This is a genomic window from Agromyces tropicus (genome assembly GCF_039531345.1).
Taxonomy (GTDB): domain Bacteria; phylum Actinomycetota; class Actinomycetes; order Actinomycetales; family Microbacteriaceae; genus Agromyces; species Agromyces tropicus.
Map to the genome: position 1 here is coordinate 597,943 of NZ_BAAAPW010000001.1, position 14,505 is coordinate 612,447.

12 protein-coding genes are annotated in these 14,505 nt (G+C 73.6%); 7 read left to right on the forward strand and 5 right to left on the reverse strand.

Annotated features, from left to right (window positions below):
- Positions 1–190: 190 nt before the first annotated feature.
- From nirB to ABD230_RS02860, 6 genes are all read left to right on the forward strand, one after another.
- Positions 191–2,818 (forward strand): nitrite reductase large subunit NirB, encoded by a 2,628-nt coding sequence (gene nirB, locus ABD230_RS02835; RefSeq protein ID WP_344369284.1) that lies wholly within the window; start codon positions 191–193, stop codon positions 2,816–2,818.
- On the forward strand, positions 2,815–3,591 hold the full coding sequence (cobA, locus tag ABD230_RS02840) for a uroporphyrinogen-III C-methyltransferase (RefSeq protein ID WP_344369285.1): 777 nt from the start codon (positions 2,815–2,817) through the stop codon (positions 3,589–3,591). The genes nirB and cobA overlap by 4 nt, the downstream gene beginning before the upstream one ends.
- Complete coding sequence (locus tag ABD230_RS02845; protein WP_344369287.1) at positions 3,588–4,718, forward strand: uroporphyrinogen-III synthase; 1,131 nt, start codon at positions 3,588–3,590, stop codon at positions 4,716–4,718. Before cobA ends, ABD230_RS02845 begins: the two co-directional genes overlap by 4 nt.
- A gap of 139 nt (positions 4,719–4,857) precedes the next feature.
- Positions 4,858–6,279, forward strand: a complete 1,422-nt coding sequence (locus ABD230_RS02850; RefSeq protein ID WP_344369288.1) for an MFS transporter — start codon at positions 4,858–4,860, stop codon at positions 6,277–6,279.
- A gap of 69 nt (positions 6,280–6,348) precedes the next feature.
- A complete protein-coding gene (locus tag ABD230_RS02855; RefSeq protein ID WP_344369289.1) occupies positions 6,349–8,472 on the forward strand; it encodes a molybdopterin oxidoreductase family protein in 2,124 nt (707 codons plus the stop codon).
- Positions 8,469–10,106, forward strand: coding sequence for an NAD(P)/FAD-dependent oxidoreductase (locus ABD230_RS02860; protein ID WP_344369290.1), 1,638 nt, complete (start codon positions 8,469–8,471; stop codon positions 10,104–10,106). The genes ABD230_RS02855 and ABD230_RS02860 overlap by 4 nt, the downstream gene beginning before the upstream one ends.
- Positions 10,107–10,162: 56 nt before the next feature.
- On the opposite strand, the gene ABD230_RS02865 is transcribed toward ABD230_RS02860, so the two are convergent.
- The 5 genes from ABD230_RS02865 to rpsP form a co-directional block, all read right to left on the reverse strand.
- Positions 10,163–10,924, reverse strand: a complete 762-nt coding sequence (locus ABD230_RS02865) for a sirohydrochlorin chelatase (protein WP_344369292.1) — start codon at positions 10,922–10,924, stop codon at positions 10,163–10,165.
- Between the two features lie 109 nt (positions 10,925–11,033).
- Entirely contained in the window at positions 11,034–11,801 is a 768-nt protein-coding gene (gene trmD / locus ABD230_RS02870) for a tRNA (guanosine(37)-N1)-methyltransferase TrmD (protein WP_344369294.1), read from the reverse strand.
- Positions 11,802–11,810: 9 nt separating this feature from the next.
- A complete protein-coding gene (rimM, locus tag ABD230_RS02875) occupies positions 11,811–12,437 on the reverse strand; it encodes a ribosome maturation factor RimM (protein WP_344369295.1) in 627 nt (208 codons plus the stop codon).
- A 1-nt stretch (position 12,438) separates the two neighbouring features.
- The gene (locus ABD230_RS02880; RefSeq protein ID WP_344369297.1) at positions 12,439–12,675 is read right to left on the reverse strand and encodes an RNA-binding protein; all 237 of its coding nucleotides are present in this window, start codon (positions 12,673–12,675) and stop codon (positions 12,439–12,441) included.
- Positions 12,676–12,678: 3 nt separating this feature from the next.
- The gene (gene rpsP / locus ABD230_RS02885; protein ID WP_344369298.1) at positions 12,679–13,092 is read right to left on the reverse strand and encodes a 30S ribosomal protein S16; all 414 of its coding nucleotides are present in this window, start codon (positions 13,090–13,092) and stop codon (positions 12,679–12,681) included.
- Between the two features lie 257 nt (positions 13,093–13,349).
- On the opposite strand from rpsP, the gene ABD230_RS02890 reads away from it, so the two are divergent.
- Complete coding sequence (locus tag ABD230_RS02890) at positions 13,350–14,495, forward strand: glutamate--cysteine ligase (RefSeq protein ID WP_344369299.1); 1,146 nt, start codon at positions 13,350–13,352, stop codon at positions 14,493–14,495.
- Positions 14,496–14,505: the final 10 nt, after the last annotated feature.

Genomic DNA, 14,505 nt, shown 5'->3' on the forward strand with positions numbered 1-14,505 from the left:
CAGCGACGCTACGGACGGCATGTTTCCCCTGCCGCGCCGACGGTGTTTCGCCGGGGTGAAACCCCCCTCACACGACGCACGGCGTCATGCGAGGTCTCCGAGCACTTGTGTTACGGCGGCGAAACAGGGGCGAAACCGCGCCGCCGTACGCTCGCCGTCAACCCAGGCCGGAGCATCGAGCGGAGGAGCCATGAACGACACCGGGATCGACCCCGTCGCCCAGCGCGACGTCCTCGTCGTCGGCGGCGGCCCCGCCGCGCACCGGCTCGCGGAGAGCCTGCACGCCCGCGACGGCGGGCGCACGCTGCGCGTGACCGTGGTCGCCGACGAGGTCCACGCCCCGTACGACCGCGTCGCGCTCAGCACGAGGCTCGCCGATCCGACCGCCGACCTCGCCCTGTCCGCGACGCCGTGGGCGGACGGCTCCGTTCGCCTCGTCACCGGCGAGCGCGTCACCGAGGTGGATACCGCGACCGGCGTCGCCACGACGGCGAACGGCCTCGGGCTCCGCTTCGACGAGCTCGTGCTCGCGACCGGCTCGAGCGCACCCGTGCCGGCGATCCCCGGCAGCGAGCACATCCGCGTCTACCGCACGATCGACGACGTCGACGCCCTCGTCGCCGAGACCCGCGACCTCGCCGAGCGCCTCGGCCGTGCCCCGCGCGTCGTCGTCGCCGGGGGCGGCCTGCTCGGCCTCGAGGCCGCGGGCGGGCTCGCGAAGCTCGGCGCGGACGCCTCGATCGTGCACTCCGGCTCCTGGCTGATGTCGGCGCAGCTCGACGAGGGCGCCGGGCGCGCGCTCGGTCGCATCATCGCCGGCCAGGGAATCGACCTGCACCTCGGGGTCCGCCCCGCGAAGGTGCTCACGGGCAGCGGCGGCGTCGTGGGGGTGGAGCTCACCGACGACCGCCGCGTCGACGCCGATCTCGTCGTGTTCGCGATCGGGATCACGCCGCGCGACGAGCTGGCTCGGGCGATGGGGCTCGAGCTCGGCCCGCGCGGGGGCGTCGCGATCGACACCAGCTGCGCGGCATCCGTCCCGAACGTCTGGGCGATCGGCGAGGTCGCGAGCTTCGAGGGACGCTGCACCGGACTCGTGGCCCCGGCGAACGCGATGGCCGAGGTCGTCGCCGACCGCCTGCTCGGCGGCGAGGCCGAGTTCACGACGGTCGACGACGCGACGAAGCTGAAGCTCGCCGGCGTCGACGTCGCGAGCTTCGGCGACGCGCTCGCACGGACCGACCGGTCGCTCGAGATCGTCTACGCCGACCCCGCCCGCGGCCTGTACCAGAAGCTGGTCACGACCGACGACGCGAAGACGCTGCTCGGGGGCATCTTCGTGGGCGACGCCTCGCCGTACGCGTCGCTGCGTCCCCTGCTCGGCACCGCGCTGTCGGGCGAGCCCGCCGCGTACCTGTCGGCGTCGGGCATGGAGGCGCCCGCGGGCGACGAGCTCCCGGCATCCGCCCTCGTCTGCGCCTGCAACAACGTCGCGGCCGGCACCATCCGCGACGCGGTGAACGGGCCGCACGGCGAGCACGCCGAGGGCTGCGACGAGCTCGGGCCGCTGAAGGCCTGCACGCGCGCGGGCACCCAGTGCGGCTCGTGCGTGCCCCTGGTGAAGAAGCTGCTCGAGGACGAGCTCGTGAAGTCGGGCCAGGCGGTCTCGCGCGCGCTCTGCGAGCACTTCCCGATCTCGCGGCAGGAGATCTTCGAGTCGGTCAGGGTGCTCGAGCTGTCGTCGTTCGAGGAGATCATCGGCCGGCTCGGCACCGGGCGCGGCTGCGACGTGTGCAAGCCCGTGGTCGCGTCGGTGCTCGCCGCGCAGCACGGCTCCTACATCCTCGACGGGGGCCGGGGCGCCCTGCAGGACACCAACGACCGCGCCATGGCCAACATGCAGAAGGACGGCACCTACTCGGTCGTGCCGCGAATCCCGGCCGGCGAGATCACGCCGCAGAAGCTCGCCGTGATCGCGCAGGTCGCGACCGACTTCGGCCTCTACACGAAGATCACCGGCGGCCAGCGCATCGACCTCTTCGGCGCCCGACTCGACCAGCTGCCCGAGATCTGGAAGCGGCTCATCGACGCCGGCTTCGAGTCGGGCCAGGCGTACGGCAAGGCGCTGCGGAACGTGAAGAGCTGCGTCGGCTCGACGTGGTGCCGCTACGGGGTGCAGGACTCCGTCGCGATGGCGATCCGCCTGGAGCTCCGGTACCGGGGCCTGCGGTCGCCGCACAAGCTGAAGTTCGGCGTCTCGGGCTGCGCGCGCGAGTGCGCCGAGGCGCGCGGCAAGGACGTCGGCGTCATCGCCACGGACCAGGGGTGGAACCTCTACGTCGGCGGCAACGGCGGCTTCCAGCCGGCCCACGCGCAGCTGCTCGCGGGCGACCTCGACGACGAGACGCTCATCCGCTACATCGACCGCTACATGATGTACTACATCCGCACCGCCGACCGGCTGCAGCGCACCGCGCGCTGGATGGAGGACCTCGACGGCGGGCTCGACCACGTCCGCGACGTCGTGGTGCACGACTCGCTCGGCCTCGCCGGCGAGCTCGAGGCGGCCATGGCCACGCACGTCGACACGTACGAGGACGAGTGGGCGGCCACGCTGGCCGATCCCGAACGGCTGCGGCGCTTCCGCCCGTTCGTGAACGCGCCGGACCCCGACGACCCCGCCGGCGCCGCCGTCACCGCCCTCGCCCGGGTCGAGGAGCGCGGGCAGCTCCGACCGGCGCGGCCGGACGAGATCGCCCGCGGCGACGCCGTCCTCGTCGCCGGCCCGACGATCCCGGTCAGGGGGGTCGAGGCATGACCGGCCGCGTCACGCTCGTCGGCGGCGGTCCCGGGCGGGAGGAGCTCCTCACCGTCGCGGCCGTCCGCGCGCTGGGCTCGGCCGACGTCGTCCTCTACGACCGGCTCGCCCCGCACGCGCGCCTCGCCGAACTCGCACCCGACGCCGAACTGGTCGACGTCGGCAAGCAGCCCGGCCACCACGCGCTGCCGCAGCAGGAGATCGAGGCGCTGCTCGTCGCGCACGCGCTCGCCGGACGGCACGTCGTGCGACTGAAGGGCGGCGACCCGTACGTGTTCGGCCGGGGCGGCGAGGAGGTGCTCGCCTGCCATCGCGCCGGCGTGCCGGTCGAGGTGGTGCCGGGCGTGACGAGCGCCGTCGCGGTGCCGGCCGCCGCAGGCATCCCCCTGACCCATCGCGGCATCAGCCGCCTGTTCACCGTGGTCTCCGGGCACGTCCCGCTCAGCGACGACGAGCTCCGCCACCTCGCGGGCCTCGGCGGCACGATCGTCGTGCTCATGGGCGTGAACACCCTGCCGCAGCTCGCCGCCGGGCTCGCCCGCCACGGCATGCGCGGCTCGATGCCGGTCGCGGTCGTGGAGCGCGGCTTCCGCGGCGACCAGCGGACGACCCTCGCCGACCTCGCGGGCATCGTGCCCGCCGCCGGACTCGCCGGGGTGACCTCGCCCGCCGTGATCGTCGTCGGCGAGGTCGTCCGGCTCGCGCACGACGGCGACCGCACGGCGACCGAGCTCATGGAACGCGCGGCCGGCTTCGCGGCGGTGGCGACATGACCGACCAGGCCGAGGCGACGATCGGGTTCCGGCCCGACCAGCTCGAGGGGTTCCGGATCGGCGTGACCAGCGACCGTCGGTCCGCGGACCTCATCGACGCGTTCGTGCGCCGCGGCGCGCAGGTCGTCCATGCGCCGACGATCCGCATGGCCAACGCGAGCTCCGACGAGCCCGTGATCGCCGACACGCGCGCGATCATCGCGGCCCGGCCCGACGTGCTGCTGGCGACGACGGCCTACGGCGTGCGGCGCTGGTTCGAGGTGGCGGATGCCGCGGGGCTCGGCGACGACCTCCTGTACGCGCTCGGGCGCACCGCCATCCTCGTGCGCGGCCCGAAGGCGCGCGGCGGCATCCGCGCCGCCGGCCTCGACGACGTCGGCATGAGCGCGGAGGAGACGACCGAGTCGCTCATCGACGAGGTGCTGGCGACGCATCCGCCGGGCCTGACGGTGGCGGTGCAGCTGCACGGCTACCTGCCGCCGGAGGCCCTGGACCGCCTGCGCGACGCGCACGACCGCGTGCTCACCGTGGAGCCGTACCGCTGGATCGATCCCGACCTCACCGACGAGCGCGTGGACCGACTGATCGAGGCCGCCTGCACGGGCGGCCTCGACTGCATCACCTTCACGAGCGCGCCCGCCGTGCACGCGCTCCTCATGGCCGCCGAGGCCCGCGGGCGATACGACGACCTCATCGACGCGATGCGCGGTCCCGTGGTCGCCGCGACCGTCGGGCCCGTGACCTCCGCCCCGCTCGTCGCGGCGGGCATCAGGCCCCTCCAGCCCGACCGCTTCCGGATGGGCGCGATGATCCGCCAGGTGTGCGAGCACCTCGAGGACGCCCGCGTCGTCCGCGTCGAGACGCAGCACGGCCCCGTCGCGCTGCGCGGCTCGGTCGTCGAGGTCCGCGGACGCCGCGTGGCGCTGCCGCCCGTCGCGCTCTCGATCCTCCGCCCGCTCGTGCACGCACGGGGCTCGGTCGTCGCGCGCGAGCGCCTCGCCGCGGGCATGCCGGGCGGCGCCGACGAGCGGGCGCTCGAGGTCGCGCTGAGCCGCCTGCGGCAGACCCTCGGCGTCCCCGGACTCATCTCGACCGTGGTCAAGCGCGGGTACCGGATCGACGTCTGACCATGACCTCACATCGGCCCCGCGGACAGGTGAGCAGGTGGGAACACGAAGTTCACCGCCCGCGCCGGTCGGGGAAACACGCCGTGGATAGCGTCGCCTCACCAGCTCGACGAGAGCCCGACATCCACTGGAGGCGACGATGACCGAGACCCTGTCCGCACCGACGGCAGCGGCCCCCGCGGCCCCTGCCACGCACGCGCCGCCCACCGGCGCGCTCACCCACCGACCCGGCCGCTGGATCGACGGCTGGGACCCCGAGAACCCCGTCCAGTGGGAGCGGGAGGGTCGCCGGATCGCGTCCCGCAACCTGCGCTGGTCGATCTTCGCCGAGTTCCTCGGCTTCGTCGTGTGGCAGCTGTGGTCGATCGTGGTGGTCGCCCTGCCGGCCGCCGGGTTCGCGTTCGACACGGGCCAGGTCTTCTGGCTCATCTCGATCCCCGCGCTCGTCGGAGCGACGCTCCGGATCCCGTACACCTTCATGGTCCCGCGCTTCGGCGGCCGCAACTGGACGATCGTCTCGGCGGGCCTGCTGCTCATCCCGGCGATCGGCCTCGGCATCGCCGTCTCGAACCCCGAGACGCCCTTCGGCGTCATGCTCGCGATCGCGGCGCTCGCCGGCTTCGGCGGCGGGAACTTCGCCAGCTCCATGGCCAACATCACGTACTTCTACCCGCAGCGGGAGAAGGGGTGGGCGCTCGGCCTGAACGCCGCGGGCGGCAACCTCGGCGCGTCGGTCGCCCAGTTCGTGGTGCCGATCGCCATCACGATCGGCGCGGCCGTCACGCTGAACCTGCCCCTGGCGGGCTGGATCTGGGTGCCGTTCATCCTCGTCGCAATGGCGGGTGCTGCGATCGGCATGGACAACCTGTCGAACGCGAAGGCGGATGTCGCCGCCTCGCTCGCCGCGCTGCGGGAGCCGCACCTCTGGATCCTCGCCGTGCTGTACATCGGCACGTTCGGCTCGTTCATCGGGTTCGCGGGCGTCTTCCCGAAGCTCATCGCCGACCAGTTCCCCGACTTCTCCGCGTTCCACGTGGGGTCGGCGACCCTGTCGCTCGCCTTCATGGGCGCACTCGTCGGCTCGCTCGCCCGCCCCTACGGCGGCCGGCTCGCCGACCGCTTCGGCGGCACGCAGATCACGATCGCGGCGTTCGCCGTGATGGCGCTCGGCGCGCTCGCCGTGGTCTGGACGCTCCCGCTCGGCAACTTCTGGGTCTTCCTCGGCCTCTTCCTCGTGCTGTTCACCGCATCGGGGGTCGGCAACGGCTCGACCTACCGGATGATCCCGACCGTGTTCGCCCTCCGTGCCGGCGCGCACAACGCACACGAGTCGGCCGGCGATGTCAGCTCGCAGCGGAAGTCCGCGGCGGCGCTCGGCATCATCTCCGCGGTCGGCGCGTACGGCGGGTTCGTCATCCCGCAGCTGCTCGGCTACTCCAAGACCACGTTCGGCGACTACACGACGGGTCTCGGCTGGTTCGTGTGGGCGTACGCGGGAATGCTCGTCCTCACCGCGGGCGTGTACCTGACCCTGGCGAAGCGCTCCGGACACCGGATCTGACCGGGGCGGGTCGGGCGACCTCACCGCCCGACCCGCTCCCACACCCCACGACGAATCCTGGAGGACGACATGGCGGCCGACACCCACTGCCCCTACTGCGCCCTCCAGTGCGCGATGACGCTGACGCCGACGGATGCCGCGACGCCGCCCGGCACGACGGATGCCGCGGGGCCGCCGGTGACGGTGGCCGGTCGCGACTTCCCCACCAACCGCGGCGGTCTCTGCAAGAAGGGCTGGACCTCCGCCGAGCTCCTCGCCGCGCCGTCACGGCTGACCGCGCCGCTCGTGCGCGACGCCGACGGGTCGCTGCAGGAGACCACGTGGGACGCGGCCCTCGACCTCGTGGCCGACCGGCTCCGCGGCATCCGCGCGCAGCACGGCGCCGACGCCGTCGGCGTCTTCGGCGGCGGCGGCCTCACGAACGAGAAGGCGTACCTCCTCGGCAAGTTCGCCCGGCTCGCGCTCGGCACGAGCCGCATCGACTACAACGGCCGCTACTGCATGTCGTCGGCCGCCGCGGCGGGCAACCGCGCGTTCGGCATCGACCGCGGTCTGCCGTTCCCGCTCACCGACCTCGACGACGCCACGACCATCCTCCTGCTCGGCACGAACGTGGCCGAGACCATGCCGCCCTTCATCGGCCACCTCGCGGGAGCGCAGGCGGCGGGCGGCCTCGTCGTGGTCGACCCGCGACGCACCGCGACCGCGCGGCTCACCGACGACGGCCGGGGCCTGCACGTGCAGCCGGCGCCCGGCACCGATCTCGTGCTGCTCCTCGGCCTCATCCACGTCGTGATCGCCGAGCGGCTCGTCGACGAGCCGTACGTCGCCGATCGCACGACCGGCCACGCCGCGCTCCGTCGGAGCGTCGCGCAGTGGTGGCCCGAGCGCGTGCAGTCGGTCACGGGCGTGCCGGCCGCGACGGTCCGGGCGCTCGCCCGACGGCTCGCCGCGAGCGAGCGGGCCTACGTCCTCACCGGTCGCGGCGTCGAGCAGCACGTCGACGGCACCGACACCGCGACGGCCGCGATCAACCTCGCGCTGCTGCTCGGCCTCCCCGGTCGCCCCGGGAGCGGCTACGGCACGCTGACCGGCCAGGGCAACGGCCAGGGCGGGCGCGAGCACGGCCAGAAGTGCGACCAGCTGCCCGGGTACCGGAAGATCACCGACCCCTCCGCCCGCGCCCACGTCGCCCGCGTGTGGGGCGTCGACCCGGAGGAGATCCCCGGCCCGGGCCTGCCCGCGATCGAACTGCTCGGCTCGCTCGGTCGGCCCGACGGCGTCCGGGCGCTGCTCGTGCACGGCTCGAATCTCGTGGTGTCCTCCCCCAACGTCGCCGAGGTCCGGCGCGGCATCGAGCGGCTCGACCTGCTCGTCGTCTGCGACTTCGTGCGCTCCGAGACAGCCGCGCTCGCCGACGTCGTGCTGCCGGTCCTGCAGTGGGCCGAGGAGGCGGGCACGATGACCAACCTCGAGGGCCGCGTCATCCGTCGGCGACCGGCGCTCGCGCCGCCGGAAGGAGCGCGCGACGAGCTGTGGATCCTGCACGAGCTCGCCCGCCGGCTCGGGTCGACCGCGCGATTCGACACCGACCCTGAACAGGTGTTCGAGGAGCTGCGCCTCGTCTCCGAGGGCGGTATCGCGGACTACTCGGGCATCGACTACGCGCTGCTCGACTCCGGGGCCGAGGCGTTCTGGCCCTTCCCGCGCGGGAGCAGCGGCACCCCGCGGCTCTTCGCCGACCGGTTCCACCACGACGACGGACTCGCCCGCCTGGTCGCCGTCGCGCCCCGCACCGGGGCCCGCCCGGCACCGTCGCCGGACGAGCTGACGCTCGTCACCGGCCGCCTCCTGGAGCACTACCAGAGCGGGGCGCAGACGCGCCGCGTCCCCGAGCTCCTCGACGCCCAGCCCGACGCGCGTGCGGCGATCCACCCGGCCACCGCGGCGCGACTCGGCATCGCCGACGACGAGCCCGTGGAGGTCGCGAACGAGCGCGGCACCGTGCGCTGCCGTGCACGGCTGACGACCGACATCCGCACCGATGCGGTGTTCCTGCCGTTCCACTACGGCGACGAGCAGGCGGCGAACCTGCTCACGTCCGACGCGGTCGACCCGATCTCGTCGATGCCCGAATTCAAGGCCAACCTCGTGCGCGTCACGCGCCTCGTCGAAGCGGGAGCCGGATCATGACCCCACTGCGGATCGTCCTCATCGGCTACGGCCCCGTCGGCGCCCGGTTCGTCGAGGAGCTGCTGCCGGCCGTCCGCTCCGGCGCCGTCGCGCTCACCGTCGTCGCCGGCGAGCCCGTGGAGGCCTACAACCGCGTCCTCGTCGCCGAGTACGCCGTCGGCAACGCCGACCTGGACGCGATGCTCGTCGGCGACCGCGACACGGCGGAGGCGGCAGGCGCCGCCGTGATGCTCGGGGTGCGGGCGACCCGCATCGACCGGGACGCGCGCGTCGTCCGCCTCTCGACGGGCGAGGGACTCCCCTACGACCGCGTGGTGCTCGCGACCGGGTCGCGCGCCAACGTGCCGACCCTCGACGGTGTCGACCGTCCCCGGCGCGACCTCGCGGCCCTCGAACGCCACCCCGCCACGCTGGTCGCCCGCGACGACGAGCTCCCCGCGGGGGTCACCGCGCTCCGCGACCTCGACGACGCCCGGCGCGTGCTCGACGCCGTGCGCGGCCGCCGCCGCATCGTCGTCCTCGGGGCCGGCGTCCTCGGCCTCGAGCTCGCGCTCGCCGCGGCCCACGCGGGCGCGCAGGTCTGCGTCGTGCACCACGGACCGCACCCGATGCCGCGGAACCTCGATCGCGGCGCGGGCCACGTGCTGCGCTCCGCGATCCGTCGCACCGGGATCACGGTCATCGCGCACAGCCGCGCCGAGGCGATCGGGTTCCGCACCGACGACGACGGCACGCGACGGTTCGACATGCTCGTCACCGCCGACGGCAAGCAGGTGCGCGGCGACCTCCTCGTGCTGTCGTGCGGGGTCAGCCCGCGCAACGAGCTGGCGACGCTCGCGGGGCTGCGGACGGCGACCGGGGTCGTCGTCGGTCCCGACCTGCGCAGCTGGAGCGACCCCGACGTGTTCGCCATCGGCGACTGCGCCCAGGTCGTCGAGCGGACCGAGGAGACGGCGGGGCGCCGCGTGCTGCCCGGCGCGCCGTCCGGACTGATCGGTCCCGGCTGGCGGCAGGCCGAGTGGCTGGCCGCGGCGTTCGCGGCGGAGGCCACCGCGCCGCAGGAGGACGGCGGCCACGGACCGGAGGGCGGGCTCCCCGAGGAGCGCGAGCCGATCGTCATGCTCAAGGCCGAGCACGTCGACGTCGTCGCGGTCGGCGACGTCTCCGCCGATCCGTGGGACGACGACGCGCTCGCGCCGCGCCGGCGCGTCGCGCAGTGGGCCGACCCCGAGCACCTGCGGTACGTGAAGATGGTCACCGAGGACGGCGTGCTCACCGGCTTCGCGAGCGTGGGGATGCCGCGCACGGCCGCCGAGCTCACGCTGCTGTTCGAGCGGCGTGCGGAACTGCCCGCCGACCGCTCGCTCCTGCTGCGCTTCGACGGACCCGACGACGACCCGTCGGCCGGCGCCGACGCCTTCGCCCCGGACGCGACCGTGTGCTGGTGCAACGGCGTCACCGTCGCGCGCATCGAGGACTCGGCGGCGTGCGGCAACACGACCGTCGAGTGCGTCGGACGTGACACGCGTGCGGGCACCGGCTGCGGCGGCTGCCGCGGCCGCATCGCCGACGTGCTGGCGCGCGCCGCGGCATCCGGCGCCGAGGAGCCGGACGGCGCCCCGAGCCTGGCCTGACGCCGGGCGCCCTGCGCGGCACCGCCCCGGTGGCTCAGGCGCGCTCGCCCGGTGTCTCAGGCGCGCTCGCGATGCTCCTGCTCGACGGCCGCGTAGCGGTCGAGCACGAGCCCGACGAGCGCCGCGGGCGGGGCGGAGTCCGGCAGCAGCAATGGATCCGCGATGGCGTCGGCGCCGGCCGCGACCGCCTGGTCGTAGAAGGTGCCGGGCGCGAGCAGGTAGGGGCCCACGACGATGCGCGACCCCGGGTGGACCTCGCGGATCATCTCGATCGCGTCGGGCAGGCGCGGGATGGCGGCGGCGATGAACCCGACCGTCACGGAGCGGCCGAGGTGCTGCCCGAGACGGCGGGCCGTCTCGAAGCACTCCCGCACCGCACGCGGGTCGTTGGAGCCCGCGGCCGCGAGGAGCACGGTGTCGCCCTCGCCGAGGCCCTGGGCGAGCAGCCGCTCGGCGAGCACCTCCACGATGCGCTCGTCCGGGCCGAGCTCGGGCGCGAGCCGCGCCGAGCCGCCGATGCGGTCGAGGCCGAGCGAGAGTCCCGTGCGCACGTGGAAGCCGGCCGAGAGCACGAGCGGCACGATCACGGCGTCCGGTTCCGCCGCCGCCTCGAGGGCGGCGCCGATGTCGGCGTTGCTCGCGTCCACGAAGGTGATCGACACGTCGAGCTCGGGTCGGGCCGAGGCGACACCGTCGACCAGCCGGATCACGGCCTGGCGGTTGGCTGCGGAGGGGGTGCCGTGGGTGACGGCGACGAGCCGGAGCGGCGGTCGGCGGTCCGGTGCCGACGCATCTCCGGAACCGTTCGTCCGACCCATCTTGCGACCCGCGCTTTCCGGCGGAATCCGGTCTCGCCCGCCGATCCGAACGTATTCACGGCGTGTTTCGCGGAGCACACCCGGGTGTTTCCGGCGCGTGAAGAGTGCCTCACTCGGGGGTCGGTCGAGTCGCGTCGCCGGCGCCGTCGCCGTCCTCCGCGGGGGCCCGTCCGGCGGGGTCGACCGGCGTCTCGCCGAGCAGTTCCGGGCGCACCCGACGGGTCCGCTCGACCTGCTGCTCGCGGCGCCACTCGGCGACCCGCCCGTGATGGCCGGAGAGGAGCACCGGCGGCACGTCGAGCCCGCGCCAGACGGCGGGCTTGGTGTAGCTCGGGTACTCCAGCAGGCCGTCCTCGTGCGACTCCTCGACGAGGCTCTCCGGATTGCCGACGACGCCCGGAACGAGGCGTCCGGCCGCTTCGATCATCGCCATCACGGCGACCTCGCCGCCGTTCAGCACGTAGTCGCCGAGGCTGATCAGGCGCACGCGCATGCGCGTCGCGTAGTGGTCGACGACGCGCTGGTCGATGCCCTCGTAGCGACCGCAGGCGAACACGAGGTGCTCCTCGCCCGCGAGCTCGCGCGCCGTGGCCTGGGTGAAGGGCTCGCCCGCCGGGGACGGCACGACGAGCAGCGCGTCGGAGTCGCCGTCGCCCACGATCGCGTCGAGCGCCTCGCCCCAGGGCTCGGGCTTCATGACCATGCCGGCGCCGCCGCCGTAGGGCGTGTCGTCGACGGTGCGATGGCGGTCGTGGGTGAAGTCGCGGAGGTCGTGCGCGACGACCTCGATGAGGCCCGACTGGCGCGCCTTGCCGAGCAGCGACAGGTCGAGCACGTCGAAGAACGACGGGAAGATCGTGACGATGTCGATCCGCATCGTCGTAGCCTAGGCGCCGGAGGGCTCGTCGGACGCCTCGCCGTCGGCGACGGCGGACTCGGGGACACCGGCCTCCTCGGTGCCGGCCGCTTCCTCGGGCAGCTCCTCGAAGAGCCCCGGCGGCGGGGTGACGGTGAGCGTCCCGGCCTCGACGTCGACCTCGGGCACGAACGCGGAGACGAACGGGACCATGACGTCGCCACGCTTCGTCTTCACGATCAGGAGGTCCTGGGCGGGCAGGTGGTCCACGTGGGCGACCTCCCCGATGCGCTCGCCGTCGCGGACGACGGCGAGGCCGACGAGCTGGTGGTCGTACCAGGCGTCGGGTTCGGGCTCCTCGTCGGCGGGCTGGTCGACCCAGAGGATCGCCTTCACGAGGCTCTCGGCCGCGGTGCGGTCGTCGACGCCCTCGAAGAAGCCGACGGGCTGGCCGTTGTACCAGCGCAGCTCGCGGAAGGACAGCGTCCGGCCGTGCCAGGGCGACGAGTCGGGCACCTGGAGCGAGAAGACCGCGCCGGGCACGAAGCGCCGCTCTGGGTCGTCGGTGTAGAGCTCCAGCTTGATGGCGCCCTTGAGGCCGTGCGCCTTGGTCAGGCGACCGACGCGCAGCTGCTGGGGGCGGGGTGCCGCAGCCACGTCAGTCGTCGGTGTCGACGACGTCGACTCGGACTCGGCGGCCGTCGGCGAGGGCGGCGACGATCGTGCGCAGCGCCTTCGCCGTGCGACCGGACCGCCCGATGACGCGGCCGAGGTCCTCGGGGTGCACGTGCACCTCGAGGACCTCGCCGCGCGCGCTCGACGCGGAGACGACCTTCACCTCGGACGGGTGATCGACGATCCCCTTGACGAGGTGCTCGAGCGCGGAGGTGAGCAAGGCCTACGCCTCGTCCGACGCGGTCTCGTCGGAGGCCTCGGCGGGCTCCTCGGTCTTGGCCGGCTTCTCGGCCTTCGGCTTGACGACCGACTTCTTGTTCTCGTCGACCTGGTACTCGGTCTTGGCCTCGGCGGTCTGGACGGTGGACTTCGCGTCCTTCTCGCCCTTGAACGTGCCCCAGTCGCCGGTGAGCTTGAGGATGGCGAGCACCTGCTCGGTCGGCTGCGCGCCGACGCCGAGCCAGTACTGGGCGCGGTCCGAGTCGACCTCGATGAACGAGGGGTTCTCGGTGGGGTGGTACTTGCCGATCTCCTCGATCACGCGACCGTCGCGCTTGGTGCGCGAGTCGGCGACGACGATGCGGTAGTACGGGGCACGGATCTTGCCGAGCCGCTTGAGGCGGATCTTGACAGCCACGATTCTCCTGGAGGTGTTGTGAGGTAGGCGAACTGACAGCCGTGAGCGTGGGGTGCACACTCGGCGGAAGCTCAAAGGGTGTCCTGCGCGCCGGATAGAGGGTCGGGCGGTACAGAACTCGACTGACCATTCTTGCAGATTTCGGCCCGGGAGGATAATCCGACCGGTCCGTCCTGCGAGGTCGCGCCCGCGGCGCACCTGCGTGGGAGGATGGGCGCACGCCGTGGCCGCGGCGCCGGGGACGATGGGGGCCGCCCATGGAGATCGAGTTCGCACGATCCGAGCGCTCGACGGTGGGCATCGAGTGGGAGCTCGCCATCGTGGACCGCTCGACCGGCGAGCTCGCATCCGTGGGCGACCGCGTGCTCGCCGACCTGGGCGGCGCCGACGGCACTCCGCACCCGTTCATCACCTCGGAGCTGCTCACCAACACGGTCGAGCTGGTCAGCAGCGTCCACGACCGGGTCGCCGGAGCGGTCGACGACCTCACGGGCCAGGTCGCCGAGGTCCGCGCGGTGCTCGACCGCCTCGGCGAGTACGAGCTGATCTGCAGCGGCTCGCACCCGTTCAGCCGGTGGTACGACCAGCGCCTGACGGACAAGCCGCGCTACCGCAAGCTCGTCGAGCGCACGCGGTGGTGGGGCCGCAACATGATGATCTGGGGCATCCACGTGCACGTGGGCATCGAGGAGCGCGACAAGGCGCTGCGGATCCTCGACGCGATGCTCGCGTATGTGCCGCACCTGCAGGCCCTGTCGGCGTCGAGCCCTTTCTGGGCGGGCGTGGAGACGGGTTACGCCTCGAACCGGGCGCTCATGTTCCAGCAGCTCCCCACGGCCGGGCTCCCCTACCAGCTGCCCGACTGGACCTCGTACGAGCGCTACGTCGACGACCTGGTCCGCACCGGGGTGATCGAGGACCACACCGAGGTGCGCTGGGACATCCGACCGTCGCCGCGATGGGGCACGGTCGAGGTGCGCGTCTGCGACGGCGTCTCGTCGGCCGACGAGATCGGCGCCATCGCGGCGCTCATCCAGTGCCTCGTCGAGTGGATGTCGACGCGCCTCGACGAGGGCGAGACGCTGCCGACGATGCAGACCTGGTACGTCCGCGAGAACAAGTGGCGTGCGGCGCGCTACGGCATGCACGCGGAGGTCATCACGGATGCCGCCGGCAACGAGCGCCCCGTCGCCGACGACATCGCCGACCTGCTCGCCACGCTCGCGCCGTTCGCCGAGCGCCTCGGCTGTGCGACGGAGCTGCAGCGGATCCGGCGCACGCTCGAGGACGGCGCGGGCTACCAGCGCCAGCTCCGCGTCGCGGAGGAGCACGGCGGCGACCTCACGGCCGTCGTCGCGCACCTGGCTCGCGAGCTCCGAGAGGGCACGGCGCGCCCGGCCTGAGCCGCTGCAC

Coding starts and splice junctions, on each gene's coding strand:
- nirB (WP_344369284.1), top strand. CDS start 191: ATGAACGACACCGGGATCGACCCCGTCGCCCAGCGCGACGTCCTCGTC.
- cobA (WP_344369285.1), top strand. CDS start 2,815: ATGACCGGCCGCGTCACGCTCGTCGGCGGCGGTCCCGGGCGGGAGGAG.
- ABD230_RS02845 (WP_344369287.1), top strand. CDS start 3,588: ATGACCGACCAGGCCGAGGCGACGATCGGGTTCCGGCCCGACCAGCTC.
- ABD230_RS02850 (WP_344369288.1), top strand. CDS start 4,858: ATGACCGAGACCCTGTCCGCACCGACGGCAGCGGCCCCCGCGGCCCCT.
- ABD230_RS02855 (WP_344369289.1), top strand. CDS start 6,349: ATGGCGGCCGACACCCACTGCCCCTACTGCGCCCTCCAGTGCGCGATG.
- ABD230_RS02860 (WP_344369290.1), top strand. CDS start 8,469: ATGACCCCACTGCGGATCGTCCTCATCGGCTACGGCCCCGTCGGCGCC.
- ABD230_RS02865 (WP_344369292.1), bottom strand. CDS start 10,924: ATGGGTCGGACGAACGGTTCCGGAGATGCGTCGGCACCGGACCGCCGA.
- trmD (WP_344369294.1), bottom strand. CDS start 11,801: ATGCGGATCGACATCGTCACGATCTTCCCGTCGTTCTTCGACGTGCTC.
- ABD230_RS02890 (WP_344369299.1), top strand. CDS start 13,350: ATGGAGATCGAGTTCGCACGATCCGAGCGCTCGACGGTGGGCATCGAG.